The sequence below is a fragment of the Exiguobacterium sp. 17-1 genome (assembly GCF_023096305.1).
Lineage (GTDB): Bacteria > Bacillota > Bacilli > Exiguobacteriales > Exiguobacteriaceae > Exiguobacterium_A > Exiguobacterium_A sibiricum_A.
The window spans coordinates 788,352-809,590 of the sequence record NZ_JALIGJ010000001.1; the positions used below are offsets into that span (position 1 = coordinate 788,352).

General features: G+C 44.8%; 24 protein-coding genes. 18 read left to right on the top strand and 6 right to left on the bottom strand.

Translation table 11 applies throughout. The annotated features are described in order from the left end of the window. Nucleotides 1-11 precede the first annotated feature (11 nt). Complete coding sequence (locus MUN34_RS03825) at nt 12-1,034, top strand: cytochrome d ubiquinol oxidase subunit II (protein ID WP_012370887.1); 1,023 nt, start codon at nt 12-14, stop codon at nt 1,032-1,034. Nucleotides 1,035-1,216: 182 nt separating this feature from the next. Continuing rightward, nucleotides 1,217-1,885: a potassium channel family protein gene (locus MUN34_RS03830; protein WP_026827892.1), complete on the top strand. Its 669-nt coding sequence runs from the start codon at nt 1,217-1,219 to the stop codon at nt 1,883-1,885. Between the two features lie 48 nt (nt 1,886-1,933). Here the strand turns inward: MUN34_RS03830 and MUN34_RS03835 are convergent, their stop codons facing one another. Continuing rightward, a complete protein-coding gene (locus MUN34_RS03835) occupies nt 1,934-2,710 on the bottom strand; it encodes a Cof-type HAD-IIB family hydrolase (protein ID WP_026827893.1) in 777 nt (258 codons plus the stop codon). A 170-nt stretch (nt 2,711-2,880) separates the two neighbouring features. Between MUN34_RS03835 and MUN34_RS03840 the strand changes: the two genes are divergently transcribed. Continuing rightward, on the top strand, nt 2,881-3,099 hold the full coding sequence (locus MUN34_RS03840) for a DNA-dependent RNA polymerase subunit epsilon (RefSeq protein WP_012370884.1): 219 nt from the start codon (nt 2,881-2,883) through the stop codon (nt 3,097-3,099). Beyond that, nucleotides 3,096-4,763, top strand: a complete 1,668-nt coding sequence (rnjA, locus tag MUN34_RS03845) for a ribonuclease J1 (RefSeq protein ID WP_012370883.1) — start codon at nt 3,096-3,098, stop codon at nt 4,761-4,763. The genes MUN34_RS03840 and rnjA overlap by 4 nt, the downstream gene beginning before the upstream one ends. A 50-nt stretch (nt 4,764-4,813) precedes the next feature. On the opposite strand, the gene def is transcribed toward rnjA, so the two are convergent. Next, nucleotides 4,814-5,353, bottom strand: a complete 540-nt coding sequence (def, locus tag MUN34_RS03850) for a peptide deformylase (protein WP_026827894.1) — start codon at nt 5,351-5,353, stop codon at nt 4,814-4,816. 378 nt (nt 5,354-5,731) lie between these two features. Here def and pdhA point away from each other — a divergent pair, with 378 nt between their 5' ends. The 5 genes from pdhA (at nt 5,732) to MUN34_RS03875 (ending at nt 11,020) form a co-directional block, all read left to right on the top strand. After that, nucleotides 5,732-6,814, top strand: coding sequence for a pyruvate dehydrogenase (acetyl-transferring) E1 component subunit alpha (gene pdhA, locus MUN34_RS03855; protein ID WP_026827895.1), 1,083 nt, complete (start codon nt 5,732-5,734; stop codon nt 6,812-6,814). Between the two features lie 3 nt (nt 6,815-6,817). Next, nucleotides 6,818-7,795, top strand: a complete 978-nt coding sequence (locus MUN34_RS03860; protein ID WP_026827896.1) for an alpha-ketoacid dehydrogenase subunit beta — start codon at nt 6,818-6,820, stop codon at nt 7,793-7,795. Nucleotides 7,796-7,894: 99 nt separating this feature from the next. Continuing rightward, the gene (locus MUN34_RS03865) at nt 7,895-9,193 is read left to right on the top strand and encodes a dihydrolipoamide acetyltransferase family protein (RefSeq protein ID WP_026827897.1); all 1,299 of its coding nucleotides are present in this window, start codon (nt 7,895-7,897) and stop codon (nt 9,191-9,193) included. Between the two features lie 3 nt (nt 9,194-9,196). Further along, on the top strand, nt 9,197-10,609 hold the full coding sequence (lpdA, locus tag MUN34_RS03870; protein WP_026827898.1) for a dihydrolipoyl dehydrogenase: 1,413 nt from the start codon (nt 9,197-9,199) through the stop codon (nt 10,607-10,609). A 102-nt stretch (nt 10,610-10,711) separates the two neighbouring features. Further along, on the top strand, nt 10,712-11,020 hold the full coding sequence (locus MUN34_RS03875) for a DUF3055 domain-containing protein (RefSeq protein WP_026827899.1): 309 nt from the start codon (nt 10,712-10,714) through the stop codon (nt 11,018-11,020). Between the two features lie 51 nt (nt 11,021-11,071). On the opposite strand, the gene MUN34_RS03880 is transcribed toward MUN34_RS03875, so the two are convergent. Next, complete coding sequence (locus MUN34_RS03880; RefSeq protein ID WP_026827900.1) at nt 11,072-12,559, bottom strand: aminotransferase class I/II-fold pyridoxal phosphate-dependent enzyme; 1,488 nt, start codon at nt 12,557-12,559, stop codon at nt 11,072-11,074. Between the two features lie 131 nt (nt 12,560-12,690). On the opposite strand from MUN34_RS03880, the gene MUN34_RS03885 reads away from it, so the two are divergent. From MUN34_RS03885 to MUN34_RS03895, 3 genes are all read left to right on the top strand, one after another. Beyond that, on the top strand, nt 12,691-12,963 hold the full coding sequence (locus MUN34_RS03885) for a UPF0223 family protein (protein WP_026827901.1): 273 nt from the start codon (nt 12,691-12,693) through the stop codon (nt 12,961-12,963). A 234-nt stretch (nt 12,964-13,197) separates the two neighbouring features. After that, nucleotides 13,198-13,386 carry a hypothetical protein gene (locus MUN34_RS03890; protein ID WP_012370874.1) on the top strand — a complete coding sequence of 63 codons (189 nt, stop codon included), beginning with the start codon at nt 13,198-13,200 and terminating at the stop codon, nt 13,384-13,386. A 138-nt stretch (nt 13,387-13,524) separates the two neighbouring features. Next, nucleotides 13,525-14,304, top strand: coding sequence for an inositol monophosphatase family protein (locus tag MUN34_RS03895; protein ID WP_026827902.1), 780 nt, complete (start codon nt 13,525-13,527; stop codon nt 14,302-14,304). An 18-nt stretch (nt 14,305-14,322) separates the two neighbouring features. Here the strand turns inward: MUN34_RS03895 and MUN34_RS03900 are convergent, their stop codons facing one another. Then, nucleotides 14,323-14,493: a DUF5325 family protein gene (locus tag MUN34_RS03900; RefSeq protein ID WP_012370872.1), complete on the bottom strand. Its 171-nt coding sequence runs from the start codon at nt 14,491-14,493 to the stop codon at nt 14,323-14,325. 187 nt (nt 14,494-14,680) lie between these two features. Here MUN34_RS03900 and typA point away from each other — a divergent pair, with 187 nt between their 5' ends. The 3 genes from typA to MUN34_RS03915 all read left to right on the top strand — a co-directional run bounded on the left by typA (nt 14,681) and on the right by MUN34_RS03915 (nt 18,100). Further along, on the top strand, nt 14,681-16,528 hold the full coding sequence (typA, locus tag MUN34_RS03905; protein WP_014970803.1) for a translational GTPase TypA: 1,848 nt from the start codon (nt 14,681-14,683) through the stop codon (nt 16,526-16,528). A gap of 27 nt (nt 16,529-16,555) precedes the next feature. Further along, complete coding sequence (locus MUN34_RS03910; RefSeq protein ID WP_012370870.1) at nt 16,556-16,909, top strand: YlaH-like family protein; 354 nt, start codon at nt 16,556-16,558, stop codon at nt 16,907-16,909. A gap of 141 nt (nt 16,910-17,050) precedes the next feature. Then, nucleotides 17,051-18,100 (top strand): PQQ-dependent sugar dehydrogenase, encoded by a 1,050-nt coding sequence (locus MUN34_RS03915; RefSeq protein ID WP_247856909.1) that lies wholly within the window; start codon nt 17,051-17,053, stop codon nt 18,098-18,100. A gap of 28 nt (nt 18,101-18,128) precedes the next feature. Here the strand turns inward: MUN34_RS03915 and MUN34_RS03920 are convergent, their stop codons facing one another. After that, nucleotides 18,129-18,332, bottom strand: coding sequence for a YlaI family protein (locus MUN34_RS03920; RefSeq protein ID WP_026827904.1), 204 nt, complete (start codon nt 18,330-18,332; stop codon nt 18,129-18,131). A gap of 116 nt (nt 18,333-18,448) precedes the next feature. Between MUN34_RS03920 and MUN34_RS03925 the strand changes: the two genes are divergently transcribed. Together MUN34_RS03925 and MUN34_RS03930 are read left to right on the top strand one after the other, a co-directional pair. Then, a complete protein-coding gene (locus MUN34_RS03925; protein WP_247856910.1) occupies nt 18,449-18,901 on the top strand; it encodes a PNPOx family protein in 453 nt (150 codons plus the stop codon). A 39-nt stretch (nt 18,902-18,940) separates the two neighbouring features. Then, on the top strand, nt 18,941-20,257 hold the full coding sequence (locus tag MUN34_RS03930) for a PhoH family protein (protein ID WP_026827906.1): 1,317 nt from the start codon (nt 18,941-18,943) through the stop codon (nt 20,255-20,257). A 76-nt stretch (nt 20,258-20,333) separates the two neighbouring features. Here the strand turns inward: MUN34_RS03930 and MUN34_RS03935 are convergent, their stop codons facing one another. Next, nucleotides 20,334-20,795, bottom strand: a complete 462-nt coding sequence (locus MUN34_RS03935) for a hypothetical protein (RefSeq protein ID WP_247856911.1) — start codon at nt 20,793-20,795, stop codon at nt 20,334-20,336. A 122-nt stretch (nt 20,796-20,917) separates the two neighbouring features. Here MUN34_RS03935 and MUN34_RS03940 point away from each other — a divergent pair, with 122 nt between their 5' ends. Continuing rightward, complete coding sequence (locus tag MUN34_RS03940; protein WP_014970798.1) at nt 20,918-21,196, top strand: Fpa/YlaN family protein; 279 nt, start codon at nt 20,918-20,920, stop codon at nt 21,194-21,196. The last annotated feature ends 43 nt before the right edge of the window (nt 21,197-21,239 follow it).

Below are 21,239 nucleotides of genomic sequence, written 5' to 3' on the forward strand. Positions count from 1 at the left end.
GAGGGAACGAGTTGGACATTCAAACACTTGGAATAACCGTACTTTGGACGTTCCTTTATGGATATCTCATCGTTGCCTCAATTGACTTCGGTGCCGGTTTTTACGCGTTTTATTCAAAATATACGAAACGGGATCATCTGACGAACCGTTTGATTCTCCGTTATCTTTCGCCGGTCTGGGAAGTGACGAACGTCTTCTTCGTCTTCTTCTTCGTCGGACTCGTCGGATTCTTTCCGGATACGGCTTATTATTACGGGACAGCTTTACTCGTTCCAGCCTCAATCGTCTTAGTATTAATTGCGATTCGCGGTAGCTTTTACGCATTTGCCAACTACGGCTCAAATGACAGCATGTTCTATACTTTCTTATATGGAGCAACAGGACTATTGATTCCGGCAGCGATGTCCACGACATTGACAATCAGTCAAGGTGGATTCATTCGTAAAACGAATGAGACAGTCGAATTCCTTGGGACGAAGCTGTTCACAAACTTCTATTCTTGGACGGTCGTCGCGCTTGCAATCGTATCCGTCCTCTATATCAGTGCGATGTTCCTGTTGTTCTATGCGGATAAAGCAAAGGACGAGAATGCAACACCATTGATTCGTAAATGGGCATTGTTCTGGAGTATTCCAACGATTGTTGTCTGTGCGTTAGTCTTCTTTGGTCTAAAAAATCAGGCGGCGTGGCATTATGAAAACATCTTAAACGGCAATTGGTGGTGGTTCGCAGCAAGTTTCCTATTCTTCTGCGTCGCGGTCACACTTGTTTACCTGAAGAAAAACTATGGTATCGCCTTTATCGCTGTTATGGCTCAGTATGGCGTTGCCTGGTTCGGATACGGATATACACACCTTCCTTACATTCTTTATCCATACATCGACATCAATAAAGCGGTCGTTAACGAAACGATGGCAACGGCACTTGTTGTCGTCTTTATCTTCGGATTGATGTTATTGATTCCTGCATTGTATTTGATCTTACGGTTGTTCCTGTTTGATAATGATTATGTCAGTGGGAAAAAAGCAAAATAAGTGAAATGTATATTTCTTAACAAATCCGGGGCTGACTCGAAAGTCAGTCCCTTTTTTTGAGCGGATTTGTCGTTCATTTCAAGGATTAAAAACTGAAAACCGCATTATAAAAGCGTTCATAGTAATTTAGAAGTGAATCGGGTACACTACTACTGAAGCAGAATTGTGAAGGAGAGTTGAACATGAATGGAGAGTTCGCAGTAATTGGTTTAGGTCGGTTCGGAGGTTCGATTGTCCGGGAACTATCAAAAAATGGATATGACGTTTTAGCGATTGATTCGGATGAAGAACGGGTCAACGAATATATGGGGATTGCGACGCATTCTGTCATTGCGGATACGACGGATGAGAACGTCTTAAAGAGCCTTGGGATTCGCAATTTTGACCATGTCATCGTTGCGATTGGTGAAAACATTCAAGCGTCGATTTTGACGACTTTAATTTTAAAAGAACTTGGTGTCCAATCGATTACCGTGAAGGCGACGAATGATTATCATGAAAAGGTATTACGAAAGATTGGGGCCGACTTCATCGTTCACCCTGAACGGGATATGGGGGTCCGGATTGCGAATGGATTGATGAGTTCGAATATTTTAGATTATCTCGATTTGTCACAAGAATTCTCGATCGTCGAAATCAAAGTCAGTGATCGGATGGCAAATCAAACATTGATCGACCTGGACTTACGTAGTAAGTACGGTGCAAACGTCGTCGCGATCAAGCGGGGCGAAACCGTCATGATTTCATTACAAGCAGATGAATTGATTGAAAAAGGGGATTATCTTGTCGTCATTGGCGAAAATGATGACTTGGATCGTTTGGAACGCGCCATCCATAAAGTGAAAAATTAATATCTAAAAAGGCTGAGGAGTCATTCCCTCGGCCTTTTGGGTACTAAATTAAATGAGTTGGAATTCTTTCAGACCGTGTTCGATGCCGTCTTCTAGAATGTGTTTGGTGACGAAATCAGCGGCTGCTTTTGTTTCAGCAAGACCATTTCCCATCGCGATACCGGTTCCGACATAACGTAACATTTCTAAATCATTCAACGCGTCTCCGAATGCAAACGTATCTTCGCGCCGGATATTCGTCAGCTTCAGGAATTGTTTGATGCCATCCGCTTTTGATGAACCGACATTGATGACATCCATCGCATTCGGATGCCAGCGGATGAAGTCGAAGGCTTGGTAATTTTGAGTGTACTCGGCTTCTTCTTCGGCGGTACAATAGACAAGCGTTTGGAAGACGTCATGTGTCGTAAACGCCTGATCATTAAAGACCGGCAATGGAATATCCAGTTCACCAAGTGATTCTTGGACTAACTGATCTGATGGCTTGGTTGAAAAGCCTTGTGTTTCACCTAAATAGACAAGTGTATGACCATTTTTATGTGCTCGAGCGGTCAAATGCTTGAGATCTGCAATCGGTTGCGGACGTCTGTAAATGACTTCGTTTTGATGAACGACGATTTGACCATTGTAACCAATGATCGTATCGATGTTGAGCAGTTCGCGCACACCGGATAACATCGCCGGACCACGCCCGGTCGCGATGGCTACATAAACACCATTCGCTTGTAATTGTTTAATTGCCTGTTTGGTCGACTCGGGAACAAAATGACCATCGTGAAGTAAGGTTCCATCGATATCGAAAAAGACGACTTTCTGATTTGCCATGGTTTCACCTTCTCTTTTTAATTGGCTGTTCAGCCGGATACATGTGGAATTATAGCATAGCGTTAACGTTTACGCCGACCTTGGATTAGGAATAGGATGAAAAAATAGTAGGATATCGTGTATACTAATCTAAGGACAAAAAACAATGGACTGATAAGGAGTTGCTAAACATGATTTTTAAAGTATTTTATCAACCGCTTCGTTCGGAAGCCCCGGTACGGGAACGGACAGAAGTGATGTATGTTGAGGGAGAGAACATTCGTGAAGTGCGAACAGCGATTGATCACCTCATCAAAGAGATCAATGTCGAATTCATCCGTGAGTTAAGCGGCGAATTCCTGGAATATGAAAAACTAAGCCCGGATTATAAGGTTGAAACGTTCGCATGAAGTTCGTTAAAAACCATCAAGCAGCCGTTTTCGCACTCGGTGGCTTAGGAGAAATCGGGAAGAACACGTACGTCGTTCAATTTCAAGATGAGATCATCGTCATCGACGCCGGTGTCATGTTCCCGGAAGATGAATTACTTGGGATTGATTACGTCATTCCGGATTACACGTATTTGATCAAAAACAAAGACAAGGTAAAAGGTGTCTTCATCACCCACGGTCACGAAGACCACATCGGGGGACTGCCATTTTTACTCAAACAAGTCAACTTACCAATCTATGCTGGGAAAATTGCACTTGGTCTCATTAAAGTAAAACTCGAAGAACACGGTTTATTACGGACGGCCGAGTTACATGAGATTGACGAGGATTCGATCATCAAATTCCGTAAGACGAGCATTTCGTTTTTCCGGACGACACACTCGATTCCAAACTCGTTTGGCGTCGTCGTCAAGACACCGCAAGGCAACATCGTCCATACCGGCGATTTTAAATTCGATTTCACACCAGTCGGAGAACCTGCTGATTTAACGAAAATGGCGGAACTCGGCAAGGAAGGTGTTCTCTGTCTGCTGTCTGACTCGACGAATGCCGAGATTGAAGGATTTACGATGAGTGAACGTGTCGTCGGAGATACGATTTCTAACATCTTCCGCAAAGCAGAAGGTCGGATTATCTTTGCGACATTCGCCTCGAACATCTATCGACTGCAACAAGTCGTCAATGCATCGGTCGAAGCAGGGCGTAAAATCGTTGTCTTCGGACGAAGCATGGATAAGGTCATGATGATTGGACAGGAGCTTGATTTTATCAAAGCACCAAAAGGGACAATCATCGAACCGAACGAGATGAAACGATACAAATCGAACGAACTGACAATTCTTTGTACGGGTTCACAAGGAGAGCCTATGGCAGCCCTTAGCCGGATCGCCAACGGGACACACCGTCAGATTTCAATCATTCCGGATGATTTAGTCATCTTCTCGTCTTCTCCGATTCCAGGAAACGTTGTTTCCGTCGGAAAAACGATCAATCAATTGTACAAAGCTGGTGCAGATGTCATGTATGGCAAGTTAAATGACATCCATACATCAGGTCACGGTAGTCAACAAGAACAATTGTTGATGCTCCGTCTCTTGCAACCGAAATACTTCATGCCGATTCACGGAGAGTACCGGATGTTGAAAAAACACATGTCGCTTGCAATGGACGCCGGTGTGCCAGAAGAAAACTGTTTCGTCATGGATAACGGTGAAGTCTTGGCACTTGATGCCAATGCAGCCGCCATTACCGGTAAAATCCAAGCGAATGCCGTCTATGTAGATGGAAAAGGAATTGGAGATATTGGGAATATCGTCCTGCGTGACCGACGGATTCTTTCGGAAGAAGGTCTCGTCGTCGTCGTCGTGACACTTGATTCTAAAACCAATCGTCTTGTTTCAGGGCCGGATATCATTTCACGCGGATTCGTCTACATGCGTGAATCAGGTAACTTGATCAAGGATGCGGAACGCTTGTTGAAGCGTTCACTGGAGCAATCTTTGGCAAATCGAAACACCAAATGGACGGATATCAAGCAAGTCATCAATGATACATTGACACCGTACTTGACTGAAAAAACTCAACGTCACCCAATGATCATGCCGATCATCATGGAAGTATAAATAAAAAGGGCATTTCCGTATATTGGAAATGCCCTTTTTATTGTTTCTTATTAAAGTGATGAACCATAGTCCTTGAACGGCTCTTTCGGATCGATTCGATCGTAAAACATGATGCCGTCCAAATGATCATATTCGTGTTGGCAGACGACTGCTTTTAATCCTTTTAATCTTAATTTTACGGGATTTCCGTTATGATCGATGCCAGACAGGGTAATACGCATATAGCGCGGTACATGGCCTTCGACTTCCCGGTCAACGGACAAACAACCTTCACCGCCGGCAAGATATGTTTGTTCAACGGAATGACTGACGATTTTAGGATTGTAGATCCCGAACTCGAGAATATCATCTCCGTCTTGCAGACGAATGGCAAACATCCGTTTGTTGACTCCGATTTGGGGAGCCGCCAGCCCGATTCCGCTACGTAAATCATATTTTTCAGCTAACTCGTCGTCCTGACTATTGGCAAGATACTCCATCATCAGACGCATCGTTTCTTTATCTTCCTCACTGAGGGGGAAGGTAACATCGACAGAGCGTTCGTGAAGCGAAGGAACATCTTCTCGAACGATCTCATTCATGGTAATCATGAACAACACCCCTTTCATCTAGAAAAATTATAGCATATCAAAGGAGGAATATTAATAACTAACACAGTTGTGAAATGATGAATAGTACAGAAGTAAAGCCGTTCTTTGAATGTGATGTCATTCACAAGAACATCCGCTAAAAAAAATAAAACATTTCCTTTGATTTTATAGGTGTTACAGTTTTATACTTGTAACGTAATGAACAAGACATGCTTTCGTGTCTAGTCATGTTAATACAGTTTACTCAACTGGATAGGTACACAGATATATGTTCAAGAAAAGGTCATACGGGACTTCATTTTTTGAACACTATTGGTATGTGAGCAAATCAGTCAGAGGAATATTTCGCTGAGCACAGTGAAAGGATGAGGTGAAAAGATGAACTTAAACATGTTTAAAAACGTGGAAGAAAACTTTGAAACATTCCGCATTCTGGATGAAAAAGGTGAAGTCGTCAACAAAGACGCTATGCCGGATCTTTCAGATGAAGAACTTACGGAATTAATGCGTCGTCTCGTTTACACACGTATCTGGGATCAACGTGCAATCTCACTCAACCGTCAAGGACGTCTTGGTTTCTATGCGCCAGTCGCTGGACAAGAAGCGTCAATGATCGGAACACAATTTGCTTTAGATAAAGATGACTGGATTCTTCCAGGATACCGTGATATCCCGCAAATGGTGTTCCACGGTTTCCCGCTTTACAAAGCATTTTTATTCTCACGCGGACACATTACAGGCGGTAAGATTCCTGAAGGTGTTAACGTCTTAATGCCGCAAATCATCATCGGCGCACAAATCGTGCAAGCTGCCGGTGTTGCACTCGGTCTTAAGAAAAGTGGAAAAGAACAAGTCGCAATCACGTACACAGGTGATGGCGGATCATCACAAGGTGACTTCTACGAAGGTATGAACTTTGCCGGAGCATTCAAAGCACCTGCGATCTTCGTTGTCCAAAACAACCGCTTTGCGATTTCGACACCGGTTGAAAAACAATCGATGGCGAAAACAATCGCTCAAAAAGCTGTTGCAGCGGGTATCAACGGAATTCAAGTTGACGGAATGGATGTTCTTGCCGTCTACGCAGCAACAAAACAAGCTCGTGTTGAAGCACTGAACGGTGTACCGACATTGATCGAAACACTCACATATCGTTACGGACCGCATACACTTGCTGGAGATGACCCAACACGTTACCGTACAAAAGATATGGACGATGAGTATCAAGCACAAGATCCACTCGTTCGTTTCCGTGCATTCATGGAAACAAAAGGTCTTTGGAACGAAGACAAAGAAAACGAAGTCATCGAACAAGCGAAAGCGGATGTAAAAGAAGCACTCGCTCAAGCGGATAAAGAACCAAAACAAAAAGTAACAGACTTCATCAACGTGATGGCTGAAAAGTTACCACAAAACCTGCAAGAGCAGCTTGATGAGTATACAGCAAAGGAGTCGAAATAACCCATGGCACAAATGACGATGATCCAAGCGATCACTGACGCAATGCGCGTCGAGATGAAACGCGACGAGCAAGTTCTCTTGTTCGGTGAAGACGTCGGTAAAAACGGTGGGGTATTCCGTGCGACAGAAGGTCTTCAAGACGAATTAGGCGAAGACCGCGTCTTCGATACACCACTTGCCGAGTCTGGTATTGGTGGTCTTGCAGTCGGATTCAGCTTAACTGGTTTCCGTCCAATCATGGAAATCCAATTCTTCGGTTTCGTATTCGAAGTATTTGATTCTGTAGCAGCACAACTCGCACGTTTACGTTACCGTTCAGGCGGCACGTACAGTGCACCTGTAACAATCCGTTCACCATTCGGTGGCGGTGTTAAAACACCCGAGCTTCATGCAGATAACCTGGAAGGATTAATGGCTCAGTCACCAGGACTTAAAGTCGTCATCCCTTCAACTCCGTATGATGCAAAAGGTCTTTTGATTGCATCAATCCGTGATAACGACCCAGTCGTTTTCCTTGAGCACATGAAACTGTACCGTTCATTCCGCGGTGAAGTGCCAGAGGGCGACTACACGATCGAACTCGGAAAAGCAGACATCAAACGTGAAGGTACTGACGTTACAATCGTAACGTACGGTGCAATGGTTCACGCATCATTGAAAGCTGCTGAAGAGCTTGAAAAGGAAAACATCAGCGTTGAAATCATCGACTTGATGACAATCAGCCCGATTGACATCGATACAATCGTTGAATCAGTTAAGAAAACGAACCGTGTTGTCGTTGTTCAAGAAGCTCAAAAACAAGCAGGTGTGGCTGCAATGGTCGCAACTGAAATCCAAGAGCGCGCAATTCTTGACCTCGAAGCACCAATTCTTCGTGTCACGGCACCTGACACAATCTTCCCATTCGCACAAGGTGAAGATGCGTGGCTTCCGGACCACAAAGATATCGTTGAAAAAGTGAAAACTGTTTACAATTTCTAAGAGTGAACCGGAAAAAGAGGAGAGAGGTAATTCTCTCCTTGCTTCCGTTTTAAAGATAACAATTGACCAGAAGAGTGAAATAAAAGGAGGCCAATTCAAATGGGTTTATTTGAATTCAAATTACCGGATATCGGTGAGGGTATTCACGAAGGTGAAATCGTAAAGTGGTTCGTTAAAGCAGGCGACACAGTCAAAGAGGATGACATTCTTCTTGAAGTACAAAACGATAAAGCAGTCGTTGAAATTCCATCACCAGTTGATGGCACAGTCAAAGAAGTAAAAGTTGACGAGGGTGTCGTAGCCGTCGTTGGTGACGTATTGATCACGTTTGATGTGGAAGGCGAAGGTTCAGCTCCTTCTGAAGAAGAAGCACCAGAGCAACCTAAAGCAGCAGACAATGCGAAAGACGTCCAAGACACAGACAAAAAAGTCGAAGACAAACCAAACGAAGTTCAAATCCATAAATCAGAACGCGTCATCGCAATGCCTTCAGTGCGTAAATATGCACGTGAAAAAGGTGTCGATATCCGTGAAGTTCAAGGTTCTGGTGACAACGGTCGCGTTGTCAAAGAAGACATTGATGCATTTGCAAACGGTGGACAAGCTTCAACTGCACCAGCAGCAGAAGAAAAAGCACCGGCAGCACAAGCTTCAGCATCTAAGTCTGAAGTGAAACCGTATGTTGCAGCTCAACCTGAGCTTGAAACACGCGAGAAGATCAAAGGAATCCGTAAAGCGATTTCGAAAGCAATGGTCAACTCGAAACATACAGCACCACACGTTACATTGATGGATGAAGTCGATGTTACGAATCTTGTTGCACTCCGTAAAAACTTCAAAGAAGTTGCGGCAGCACAAGGTACGAAATTAACGTATCTTCCATTCGTTGTGAAAGCATTGACAGCAGCGGCTAAGAAATACCCTGCAATCAACGCATCAATCGACGATGTGAACGAAGAAGTCGTTTACAAAAACTACTTCAACATTGGTATCGCAGCAGACACAGACAACGGTCTTGTTGTACCTGTCGTCAAAGATGCAGACCGTAAATCAATCTTCGGATTAGCAGATAACATTAATGATCTTGCTGGTAAAGCACGCGACGGTAAACTTTCTGGTGACGAAATGAAAGGCGGATCGATCACAATCACGAACATCGGTTCTGCTGGCGGACAATGGTTCACACCTGTCATCAACCACCCAGAAGTTGCAATCCTCGGTATTGGCCGTATCGCTGAAAAAGCGGTCGTCAAAAACGGCGAAATCGTTGCAGCACCAGTACTTGCTCTTTCATTCAGCTTCGACCACCGTCTCATCGATGGTGCTACAGCACAAAACGCGCTTAACTTGGTTAAACGTTTGTTAAATGACCCACAACTTCTCATTATGGAGGGATAAGCAATGGTAGTAGGTGAATTCGCACAAGAAACAGATTTACTCGTAATCGGGGCTGGCCCTGGTGGTTACGTCGCTGCAATCCGCGGTGCGCAACTCGGACTTAAAGTAACAGTCGTCGAGCGTGAAAACGTCGGTGGTGTTTGTTTGAACGTCGGATGTATCCCATCAAAAGCCTTGATTACAGCTGGACACAACTTCCAACATGCAAAAGGTTCAGATTCAATGGGAATCACATCTGAGAATGTCGCAGTCGACTTCTCAAAAGTTCAGTCTTGGAAACAGTCTGTCGTCAACAAATTGACTGGCGGTGTTGGTGGCCTTCTTAAAGGTAACAACGTCGAGACAGTCGTTGGGGAAGCTTACTTCCAATCTGAAGATACAGTTCGTATCATCAATGAAGATTCTTCTACACCTTACAAATTCAAAAAATGTATCATCGCAACTGGTTCGACTCCAATCGAACTTCCGGCTTTCAAATGGTCAAAACGCGTCCTTTCTTCAACAGGCGCATTGAACCTTCCTGAACTTCCGAAAAAACTCATCGTCATCGGCGGCGGATACATCGGAATGGAGCTCGGAACAGCGTATGCTAACTTTGATACTGAAGTTGTCATCTTAGAAGGAACAAAAGATATCCTTTCTGGATTCGAGCCGGCAATGACGCAAGTCGTCAAGAAAAAGCTCAAACAAAAAGGCAACATCACGATTCACAACGAAGCACTTGCACAAAGTGTTGAAGAGACAGAAGAAGGCGTGAAAGTTACGTTTGAAGTCAAAGGTGAAACACAAACTGTCGAAGCGGACTACGTCCTCGTCACAGTTGGTCGTCGCCCGAACACATCTGATCTCGGTCTTGAAATGGCAGAAGTTAAAGTCAGCGAACGTGGACTCGTCGAAATCGACGATCAGTGCCGTACGTCGAACGAAAACATCTATGCTATCGGGGACATCGTTCCTGGACCGCCACTTGCACACAAAGCTTCATTCGAAGCAAAAATTGCTGCTGAAGCTGCTGCTGGACACCCGGCATACCTCGACTACAGCGCGATTCCTGCGGTTGTCTTCACAGACCCAGAACTCGCAACAGTCGGTTATACAGAAGCGCAAGCAAAAGAAGAAGGTCTTGATTACCTCGCTTCTAAATTCCCTTACGCTGCAAACGGACGTGCTCTTGCACTCAACGAGCCAGACGGCTTCTTGAAAATGATCACACGTAAATCAGACGGTCTCTTGATCGGTGCTCAAATCGCTGGTACAGGCGCATCTGACATGATCGCAGAGATGGGACTTGCAATCGAGTCTGGAATGACTGCTGAAGATATCGCACTCACAATCCACGCGCACCCTTCACTCGGTGAAATCGCAATGGAAACTGCTGAAGTTGCAATCGGTAGCCCAATCCACATCATTAAATAATCAAGAAAACCTTAAGCGGGGAGCCGACCGCTTAAGGTTTTTTTGTTTCGTTTAACCTTTCTTTAAAACAGGAAAAGGATAAAAAAGAAAGGGTGAGACACGATGGAATCGCAATTATCGCCACTCGAAGAACTGTATCATGTCTCAGAAACGGATAAAGTCAGGTTTATCGGTGTGACGACGGAACAAGCACGGTACGATTTTGGTGTCATCTTTACCAAACAATTTTTTGGGAAGATGCTAGTCGTCAGTCTCACGAGCGGGCGCGCTGCATTACTCGATCACGCAGATGTATTGGATTCAGAAGCCTTGCATCGATTACTTGGCATTGATGCCATCGATGCCGAGACAGTAGGGGAATTTCTAGCGACACTGTTGCCGTACACTCCGAGTTACGAACAGGCAGACTAAAAGACCGCAACTGCTTTTTAGCAGTTACGGTCTTTTGTTTAGGCACGATATTTAACGAATCGCATTCGATTGTTGAATGACTTTGATCGTCTCGAGTGTGTGATCTTCCAGTCCTTGAACAGGAAGACCGGCTTCGATGTTTTCTTTGATATACGCTAAGTTGTCAGTCGTAATCATTTCACCCGGAATAAAGATTGGGATACCGGGTGGATAGACCATCATGAACTCTGCCGAGATCCGTCCAACAGCATCAGCAAGTGGAATCGTTTCTGTTTCTTCATAAAACGCATCCCGCGGACTGAGAGCGAGTGCTGGAATGTCAGGCAAAACGATGGAGTGGGATGCTGTTTTAGATCCCGTATCCCGATGACGTTCTACGAGAGCAGCCATTCCTGCAAGCAAGGCATCAATCGTCTCTTCCGAATCACCAGAAGTGATGATCAACAAGATGTTGTTTAAGTCTGACAGTTCGACTTCAATCCGGTGTTCTTCCCGTAAAAATTCTTCGACGAGATGGCCGGAAATGCCAAGTCCTTTAACGGAAATCAACACTTTTGTCGGATCGAAGGCAAATGTCGCACTAGAATGCAAATCCGATTCACCAAACACGGCGAGATAAGGCAATTTCGCGAGTCCCATCCGCATCCGTGTCGCAAGTTCGAGCGCACGACGGTTCATTGCTTCTCCGTTAATCGCCAGATGGCGGCGGGCGCAGTCGAGTGATGCCAATAATAGATAGGAAGTGGAGGTCGTCGTCAACATCGACAGGACGGCCTGGACTTTATCCGGTGAGACGAGTCCGCGACGGACATTCAAGACGGAGCTACCGGTCAGCGATCCTCCTAATTTATGAACACTTGTCGCAGCGAGATCTGCACCTGCCTGCATCGCAGACAGCGGCATATCATCGTGGAACGCAATATGAACGCCGTGTGCTTCGTCGACTAGTACAGGGATACCTTTACCATGGGCAAGCGTAACGATGCTCTCTAAGTCACCTGCGACGCCAAAGTATGTCGGGTTGATAACCAGGACGGCTTTTGTGTCCGGGTGAAGACTGAGAGCACGCTCGACGGCACTTGGCGTAATACCATGAGCGATGCCAAACATTTCATCAAACTCGGGGTGAATGAAAATCGGGTGCGCTCCAGAAAGAACGATAGCCGACATGACCGATTTATGAACGTTCCGGGGAACTAAAATTTTATCGTCCGGACCGACGACGCTCATGATCATTGCCATGATGGCGGTCGAGGTTCCCTGAACGGAGAAAAATGTTTCGTCTGCATGGAAGGCTTGAGCTGCTAATTGATGAGCATCCTTGATGATTCCTTTTGGATGATGTAAATCATCGAGCGGCGCGATATTGATTAAATCGATATCGAGCGCATTTTGACCGATGAATGATCGAAAAGCAGGATCCATTCCTTGGCCATTTTTATGACCGGGAATATGAAATTGAATTGGTTGACGTTTCGCGTGCGCAAGCAGCGCATCGAATAAAGGTGTATCGAGCTGTGTTAAGCTTTTTGTTTGCACCAGATTTCCCCCCTTAAAACCGAATAAAAAACAATCAAACAAGCTAACTATAACAAGTTTTCATGAGGTTGCAACTGTTTTATGTTCGATTTCGTTGTAAAATAGGAAGCGTCAAGAAAGGAAGTGTCACAATGGCGGTCAATTATCCGATTAATCCGGACTGGTCTACGGACGAAATCGTTACAGTCATCCAATTTTTTAATATTGTTGAAGAGGCTTACGAAAAAGGGGTCGATCGTACTGTCTTTTTAAATGCCTATCAAGCGTTTAAAACCATCGTCAATTCAAAATCGGAAGAAAAACAGCTTGATCAGTTTTACTTTGAAGAAACAGGATGTTCGAGCTACCGTGCTGTACAACAAGCGAGAAAACAAACAGATGCCTTGTTGCGTTTGAAAAAGTAACGAAATCCGCATCGTCAACCAGCCCCTTTTCTGACAGTTCAGAAGAGGGGCTGGTTGTTTAGAAAAAACAAAAACTGGTTATATACTACATACAAGACGATATCGTACAACTGTAAAATTTAAAAATAGATACTTTACATCTAAGTTGAATCGTACTATTATGGATTCAATCCACCAATTAGTCGCAATTGTCTGATAACTAAGTTTTTTATCCCGCGAAGGAGTGTGGTTACTGTGAAACAAGTGATCGAAGCATACAAAAGAAAAGATGCAGAAAAACGCATTCCTGTATTGCGCCTTGAGATCGATTATGAACTTGCGACATTACATGATGCAATCGTAGCAAGTGATACGGAAGCGATGGGTGCCAGTAAGGAACGTCTTGAAAAATACCGCCAAGAGATGGTTCGTCTTGAAGCGTAAACAAGATGATATCTTTTAAAATAGAATAAACGATAATAAAATAATCCCAAAATCAACCAGCGAAATTTTTGTTGGTTGATTTTTTTTGTTATCATGAGAATGTAGGACGGTCTGAAAGAGACGGAAAGGGTGAGTCGGATGCAAGGGATTGAGTTACATGCGATCGATCTAATCAAGCGGGCGGGCAAGTATATTCGTCAAAAGATGGATCAAGCGTATCATATAGAAGAAAAAACAAATAAAAGTGATCTCGTCACAGAAATTGACCAACATGTCGAAGATTTATTGATTCAAGGAATTCTGGATCGATATCCTGATCATCATGTGTATGGAGAGGAAGGACGAATCGTTCGTCCGGATACATTAGAAGGAACGGTCTGGTTCGTCGATCCGATTGACGGGACGATGAACTTCATCCGTCAAAAACGCTTATTCGCGATCTCGATTGCCATTATGGTAGAAGGGGAACTGCGTTACGGGTTCGTCTATGATGTGATGGCCGATGAACTGTTTCATGCCATCAAAGGACAAGGCGCTTACGAAAACGGTATTCGACTCGCACCCATCAAGGAGAGACCGGTCAAAGAAGCCATTATTTGCATGAATGCGACATGGGTGACGGCGAACCGGCGAATCGATTCTAATCTACTCGCGCCACTTGTCCGTGATGCGGTCGGTGTTCGGGCTGTCGGTGCTGCTTCGCTGGAACTTGCCTGGGTCGCGGCGGGACGGGTTGACGGTTACATCACGATGCGAAATATGCCATGGGATTATACAGGTGGACAAGTATTGATCGAAGAACTCGGCGGACGTGTCGGGACGATTGAGGGGACAGAGATGACGTATCTTGAACAAACGAGCGTACTGGCAGGAAGCCGGCAATTCGTTGAAGACGTGTTGACATACGTGCAAAAATAAAACGCCCGTAGAGGGCGTTTAGGCTTGTTTACGTAAACGAGCTTTCAAGACGAAGCCAACTCCCATCGTCCCGATGGTCAAAAGAAGTGAGACGACAATCATGAGTACGTTTTGTTCCGCAATAAAAATACCGATGGCAGCCATCGAACCAACTGCGATGATGGCTAACAATAAAAAAAGAATCCGCATTTGTCATTTCCCCCTCACGATACATGAACTCGTCTTTAGTTTAGCGTGAATCAGGGACAATGAAAAGGCTTTCGCTGTCATCTTCAATCGAAGTGATTGCCAACTACTAGTCAACCTGTGCTATACTCTTAAAGTTGACCGAAAGTATTAATGGATTATTTAAATGAACAGAAAGAGGTACACACCTATGACAACAGTAGTAAGAAACGATTTACGCAACGTCGCGATCATCGCCCACGTTGACCATGGTAAAACGACACTCGTCGATGAGCTTTTAAAACAATCTGGAACATTCCGTGCGAATGAACTAGTCGAAGAACGCGCAATGGACTCAAATGATATCGAGCGTGAGCGCGGAATCACGATCCTTGCTAAAAATACGGCAATTGATTACAAAAATACACGCATCAACATCGTTGATACACCAGGTCACGCCGATTTCGGTGGTGAAGTAGAACGTATCATGCGTATGGTTGACGGCGTTATCCTCGTTGTTGATGCTCGTGAAGGCTGTATGCCACAAACACGTTTCGTATTGAAAAAAGCACTTGAACAAGGTCTTCAACCAATCGTCGTCGTCAATAAAATTGACAAGCCGATGGTTCGTCCACTCGAAGTTGTTGACGAAGTCGTCGACCTCTTGATTGATCTTGGAGCAGATGAAGATCAACTCGAATTCCCAGTCGTTTATGCATCGGCAGTCAACGGCTCAAGTTCATTTGACCCTGAACTTGAAAATCAAGAAGATACAATTACAAACGTTCTTGACTTGATTCTTGAACATACTCCGGCTCCTGTTGACAACAGCATGGATCCATTACAATTCCAAGTTACGATGCTTGACTATGATAACTATCTTGGTCGTATCGGAGTAGGACGCGTTTTCCGTGGAGAAATCAAAGTTGGAGACAGCGTTTCGCTTTCTAAACTTGATGGATCAATCAAAAACTTCCGTGTTACGAAATTATTCGGATACTTTGGTCTGAAACGTGTTGAAATCGAAGCTGCAAAAGCTGGAGATTTGATCGCAATCGCAGGTATGGAAGACATCAACGTCGGTGAAACGGTTTGCCCGACTTCACACGTCGATCCACTCCCATTACTTCGTATTGATGAGCCGACTCTTCAAATGACGTTCATCGTCAACAACTCGCCATTCGCTGGTCGTGAAGGTGACCTCGTCACTTCGCGTAAAATCGAAGAGCGTCTTGAAAAAGAGCTTGAAACAGACGTTTCACTCCGTATCGAAAACACAGATTCACCGGACCGCTGGATCGTATCTGGCCGTGGTGAGCTTCACCTCGGAATTTTGATTGAAAACATGCGTCGTGAAGGATACGAAATTCAAGTATCTAAACCGCAGGTAATCATCAAAGTTGAAGACGGCGTCAAAGTTGAGCCGTTTGAGCGCGTTGTCATTGATACACCTGAAGAATATACAGGTGGCGTCATGGAATCGATCGGTCTCCGTAAAGGTGAACTGACGAACATGCAAACAATGGATAACGGACAAACAAAAATGGAATTCATCGTTCCTTCACGTGGATTGATCGGATACCGGAATGAATTCTTATCTGCAACACGCGGATACGGCATCATGAACCATACATTCGAAGAATACCGTCCGTTCATCAACGCGGATATCGGTGGACGCCGCAGTGGTGTTATGGTCTCAATCGAAGCTGGTAAAGCGACTGCATATGCGATTTCTGCACTTGAAGACCGCGGAACGATCTTCATCGAGCCAGGCCTTGAAGTTTACGAAGGAATGATCATCGGTGAATGTAACCGTGACGTCGATCTCGCTGTTAACGTTGTTAAAGCGAAGCAATTGACGAACATGCGTGCATCTGCGAAAGATACAACAAACGTTCTTAAACGTCCACGTGTCTTCTCGCTCGAAGAATCATTAACATTCTTGAATGAAGATGAGTACTGTGAGATTACACCGCAATCAGTTCGTCTTCGTAAACAAGTATTGAACAAAAACGAACGTGAAAAACAAGACAAGCGTCGTCGTCTTGGTAAAGACTGAGCTCTTAACACGTAAGGGGGACTGGCAATGACTGCACAACCTGCCGTTGCTTCTGATTTCTCAAAATTTGATATTCCCGCCGTTGCGAAGTTGCTTGGTGTGGGAAGTGACCCGAATAACTTGAGTGCCGGCTTCAATGCACTGATGATTACGGTCGTCATCTTGACGTTAATCGTTTTTAAATTAGGTTTTGCGAAAGAGTTAGCCTGGTGGAAATCGCTGATTGTCTATTTGTTGCTTGCGGTGTTCTCTGCCGCTTTAACACTTGTCTTTTGGACATGGCCGATTCCTGAAGTATTGCTTGCGATGGTCGTCATTCTCGGAATTTACCGATTCCGGATGTGGATGGTCAAACGTGAGCGAGAACGAACCGCTTCTTGATCGTAAATCAACTAAAAAAAGTTCCGTTTCCTTTTGGAGACGGGACTTTTTTTGTGTGAAATGAAGTGAAATGCGTTCCGTGTTCGATTCCAGGAATAGTTTACGGCAGGTTCGGGAAAAAAATAGCAAGAGGTGATAGATATGATCAACCGAAAATGGGGCATTCCATGTGGTCTTGCTGTTATATTAGCCGGATGTTCAGAAACGACGACCGAAGATTCGTCGAAATCGGTTCCGAAAACATCAGAGTCGGTCAAAAGCAATATCATTTTCGAAAATTTAAGGATTCCGTGGAATATTGAAAAAAACCAACAGATATTTTATATTACCGAACGGGAAGGGACGATTGTAAAAGGGACTGAAGGCAAGTACAGCCGGATGGATCTCGAATTGAACGAACAGGTCGTTGCGGAAGGGGAAGGCGGACTCCTCGGTATGGCGCTCGATCCAGACTTCAAAGAGAATCAAACCGCGTATGTCTATCATACGTATGAGAAGGATGGCGCACTTTGGAATCGAGTCATTGAGATTAAGGAAGAGAAGGAATCATGGAAAGAGCAACGGGTATTGCTTGATGCGATTCCAGGAGCATCGATTCATAACGGCGGCCGAATCGAAATCGGACCGGATGGATTATTATATGTCACGGTCGGAGACGCGGCAGTCCCCGAGAACGCTCAAAAACTCTCTTCTTTATCCGGGAAGATTCTTCGTATGAACCTTGACGGTAGCCCAGCGAAAGAGAATTTAAAAGAATACGTCTATAGTTATGGTCACCGGAATCCACAAGGATTAGTCTTTGTCGACCAAACGTTGTACGCAACGGAACACGGACAGAGCGGACATGATGAAATCAACCGGATTGAACAAAAAAACTACGGTTGGCCATTGATTGAAGGGACAGAAAAGCAACAAGGGTTCGTCACACCTTGGTATGAAGTGGGCGAAAAATCAGTTGCGCCGAGCGGAGTAGCCGAACAAAACGGGAAACTGTATTTCGGGACGCTGGTCGGTCAAAGTCTCCGGTCGATTGAGACGGAATCGTCGAAAGTGGAACAACTCGTGACGGATCGCGGGCGCATTCGGGACGTGATGACGGACGGAAAACGACTGTATTACGTGACGAACAATACGGATGGACGAGGCAATCCTTCAGACAAAGACGATGTTCTTGTTCGTCTCGAACCGTAAAAAAACTACTTTGATCGTCAAAGTAGTTTTACCATCTTTTTTTAGTTGTCGCCCAGGTCGGATACAGGTTGAATTTTCCTGTTTCTTGCCTCTCAACGGTCCGCTTTGTGACACGTTCATGACATTCATCGCATATGTAGACGCGTACCGGTTTATTTCGCAGTCTTTTTGCTGTGAAGGACCAGTCGTCGATGGTTTCTCGTTTATCGCAGATGGTGCATTTGACACGCATGGGAGGTCCCCCTTTTTTTCTTAGTATATCATATTTAAGAATTGTTCAACTTGAAAAAGGGATGCGAATATCGGATATCGAATAGTAATAAAATAAGGAATAGAGGGGGTGGTACCATGGCAAATAAAGTGGAACATCGTCTGAGTGAACAGCAGATGAAGTCATTAACAGATTTACCGCTCGTGTTTTTAATCACACATGATCAGAGCAAAAGCTGGCCGATTACACATGCCATCAGTTGGGTGTATGCAAAAGACGAAACAACGATTCGCTTTGCGATTGAAGCAGATTCATTACTTGTCAAAACGTTAGCTGACCATCCTGTTTTTACACTTATTTTCTTTGCTGATCAGTCGACGTACAGTTTAACATGTACGGATGTCGCAGCCTGGGAAACGACAGCACGCTTACCGTTAAAGGTAGCGCTCTATGAAGGACAGATAAAAGAGGTCCGCGATATCTTATTCTACGGAGCCGCTGTGTCGGACCGGCCGCGTGTGCATAAAACGTACGATGAAGCAGCCGCGATGCAACTTGATCAACAAATTCAAGACATTTTAAAAGGATAACATTCATCAAAACTCGACTCTAAAGGAGCGAACGATGGAATGAAAAAAATATATGTGCTCGATACCAATGTCATGCTACATGATCCATTGTCTCTGTTTCAATTTCAAGAGCACGATGTCGTGATTCCGGCCATTGTCTTAGAAGAATTGGACGGGAAAAAACGAAATATGGATGAAGTCGGACGAAATGCACGGGAAACGGCACGGATTTTGGATCAATTGCGGGAAACCGGACATCTCCATGCCGGTGTTCCGCTCGGAAACGGGGGAATTCTTCGAGTCGATATCGGAGATTCCATCAGTGAAGTTTCACCATTCACACATGAATCAAACGACAACAAGATTCTCGAACTGGCCTGGTCAATTCACCGGGAACAAAAAGAACAACAAAGCGGACGAGATGTCATCCTGGTCTCAAAAGATATCTTAGTCCGGGTCAAAGCGGACGCTTATGGATTAGTTGCGGAAGATTACTTGACGGATCATATTGCCGATCTGACCGGACTATATACGGGTTTTGTTGAACTGATCGTCGATCAAGAATACATCGATGCGTTTTATCAAGATAAACGATTATCGGTCGATGTTCTTCCGGAAAAAGTGCATCCGAATCAATTCGTCATTTTAAAGAGTAATGTGTCGAAAGCTTCTGCGATTGCCGTCGTCGATCAGGAATTGCCGATCATCCGATCGTTATCACTCGATATCGATCAAGTCTGGGGCGTCGTTCCGCGGAACGTCCAACAGCGGATGGCATTTGAACTGTTGCTTCGAGATGATGTGCCGCTTGTCACACTCGTCGGGAAAGCGGGAACCGGAAAAACTTTACTGGCACTCGCAGCGGGGCTGTTACAAGTCGAAGACGAACACCGGTATAAAAAATTAGTAGTTGCTCGTCCGGTCGTACCGATGGGGAATGATATCGGATACTTACCGGGAGAGATGGAAGAAAAACTCCGCCCTTGGATGCAACCGATCTATGATAACTTGGAACATTTATTCAATACGAGTTCCGGTGATGAACTAGGAAACATTTTGGCGGGGATGAAATCGATTCAACTGGAAGCTCTGACCTATATCAGAGGACGGAGTATGCCGGGGCAATTCATCATCATCGATGAGGCGCAGAATCTGACAAAACATGAAGTGAAAACGATTTTGACCCGTGTCGGTGAAAATTCGAAAATTGTTTTAGTCGGTGACCCGCAGCAAATCGATCATCCGTACCTGGATGAATATTCAAACGGATTGTCTTATGCAGTCGAGCGGTTGAAAGGTGAAAAGATGACGGGGCATGTCAAACTCGTCAAAGGTGAGCGGTCAAACCTGGCTCGATTGGCAGCGGATTTACTCTGAGCAAACCCAACAAAAAAGCCGTTTCTGTTTCCTTCATGTTAAGAAGGAACAGAAACGGCTTTTCATCATTTTTTGATTATACTACAGTGATACGGGTCACAGAGCGGACGATTTGATCACGGTAAAGCAGATGGACAGGACCATCGCTTAACACTTTTCCGTCTTTTGAAAACTGTAAGTACAGTTCCGGTAACGTACTCAAAGCGAGTTCAACCGTTTCCGTTCCTTCGAACCGTAAGGCGGCTGCACCTTCGAGCGGCTCGGCATTTTGGATGAAAGGCGCAAGCGACATGGCGAATGTTCCACGCAAGGCGGCGTCTTTTTCTTCGCGTGTCATCGGTTTGTTGTGATCAGTCCGACTGCCTTCCGTAATTCCTTTATCCCAAGCAGCCCCCATCTTGGCATAATAGGCTTCTTGTGCGTTATCACCGACTTCTTTCCCAATGTGGTCGACTTCAATCTTCCGTTCATCAAAGATCCAAACCGTCGGGTCGATCGTGAGTGGGTAGCGGACGTTACCTGTAATCGGAAAAATCATCATTATTCCCCCTAAATGTATGAGTCGTGCAAATCCATTATACCGAAACGTTGAATTGTTGGCGAAAGTAAGGTAAAGTTTAGCTATAACAGGAACGCGTCATTTGATGAGGAGGGATTGGATTGTCAACTGAAATCGGGACAGTTCATCGCCAGCGCGCTCTTGAGCTACTAGAAGCGGATGCCCACAAAATCCGCCGGTTGATCGAGGTCCAGCTTGCGAATTTAACGATGCCACAATGTCCTCTGTATGAGGAAGTATTGGATACACAAATGTTCGGATTGTCACGCCAAATTGATTTTGCCGTTCGTCTCGAACTGATTGATGCGAGTGAAGGAAAACAATTACTCGACTCACTAGAACAGCAATTATCTGATTTACATGATGCGGAGACGTGCTGATTTTCTACTCAAACGTGAAATGCGGCGTTTGGGTATTTTTTTT

Excerpts from the sequence above, each read along its gene's own strand:
- MUN34_RS03830 (WP_026827892.1), top strand. The coding sequence starts at position 1,217 with ATGAATGGAGAGTTCGCAGTAATTGGTTTAGGTCGGTTCGGAGGTTCG.
- MUN34_RS03835 (WP_026827893.1), bottom strand. The coding sequence starts at position 2,710 with ATGGCAAATCAGAAAGTCGTCTTTTTCGATATCGATGGAACCTTACTT.
- MUN34_RS03840 (WP_012370884.1), top strand. The coding sequence starts at position 2,881 with ATGATTTTTAAAGTATTTTATCAACCGCTTCGTTCGGAAGCCCCGGTA.
- rnjA (WP_012370883.1), top strand. The coding sequence starts at position 3,096 with ATGAAGTTCGTTAAAAACCATCAAGCAGCCGTTTTCGCACTCGGTGGC.
- def (WP_026827894.1), bottom strand. The coding sequence starts at position 5,353 with ATGATTACCATGAATGAGATCGTTCGAGAAGATGTTCCTTCGCTTCAC.
- pdhA (WP_026827895.1), top strand. The coding sequence starts at position 5,732 with ATGAACTTAAACATGTTTAAAAACGTGGAAGAAAACTTTGAAACATTC.
- MUN34_RS03860 (WP_026827896.1), top strand. The coding sequence starts at position 6,818 with ATGGCACAAATGACGATGATCCAAGCGATCACTGACGCAATGCGCGTC.
- MUN34_RS03865 (WP_026827897.1), top strand. The coding sequence starts at position 7,895 with ATGGGTTTATTTGAATTCAAATTACCGGATATCGGTGAGGGTATTCAC.
- lpdA (WP_026827898.1), top strand. The coding sequence starts at position 9,197 with ATGGTAGTAGGTGAATTCGCACAAGAAACAGATTTACTCGTAATCGGG.
- MUN34_RS03875 (WP_026827899.1), top strand. The coding sequence starts at position 10,712 with ATGGAATCGCAATTATCGCCACTCGAAGAACTGTATCATGTCTCAGAA.
- MUN34_RS03885 (WP_026827901.1), top strand. The coding sequence starts at position 12,691 with ATGGCGGTCAATTATCCGATTAATCCGGACTGGTCTACGGACGAAATC.
- MUN34_RS03895 (WP_026827902.1), top strand. The coding sequence starts at position 13,525 with ATGCAAGGGATTGAGTTACATGCGATCGATCTAATCAAGCGGGCGGGC.
- MUN34_RS03900 (WP_012370872.1), bottom strand. The coding sequence starts at position 14,493 with ATGCGGATTCTTTTTTTATTGTTAGCCATCATCGCAGTTGGTTCGATG.
- typA (WP_014970803.1), top strand. The coding sequence starts at position 14,681 with ATGACAACAGTAGTAAGAAACGATTTACGCAACGTCGCGATCATCGCC.
- MUN34_RS03910 (WP_012370870.1), top strand. The coding sequence starts at position 16,556 with ATGACTGCACAACCTGCCGTTGCTTCTGATTTCTCAAAATTTGATATT.
- MUN34_RS03915 (WP_247856909.1), top strand. The coding sequence starts at position 17,051 with ATGATCAACCGAAAATGGGGCATTCCATGTGGTCTTGCTGTTATATTA.
- MUN34_RS03920 (WP_026827904.1), bottom strand. The coding sequence starts at position 18,332 with ATGCGTGTCAAATGCACCATCTGCGATAAACGAGAAACCATCGACGAC.
- MUN34_RS03925 (WP_247856910.1), top strand. The coding sequence starts at position 18,449 with ATGGCAAATAAAGTGGAACATCGTCTGAGTGAACAGCAGATGAAGTCA.
- MUN34_RS03930 (WP_026827906.1), top strand. The coding sequence starts at position 18,941 with ATGAAAAAAATATATGTGCTCGATACCAATGTCATGCTACATGATCCA.
- MUN34_RS03935 (WP_247856911.1), bottom strand. The coding sequence starts at position 20,795 with ATGATTTTTCCGATTACAGGTAACGTCCGCTACCCACTCACGATCGAC.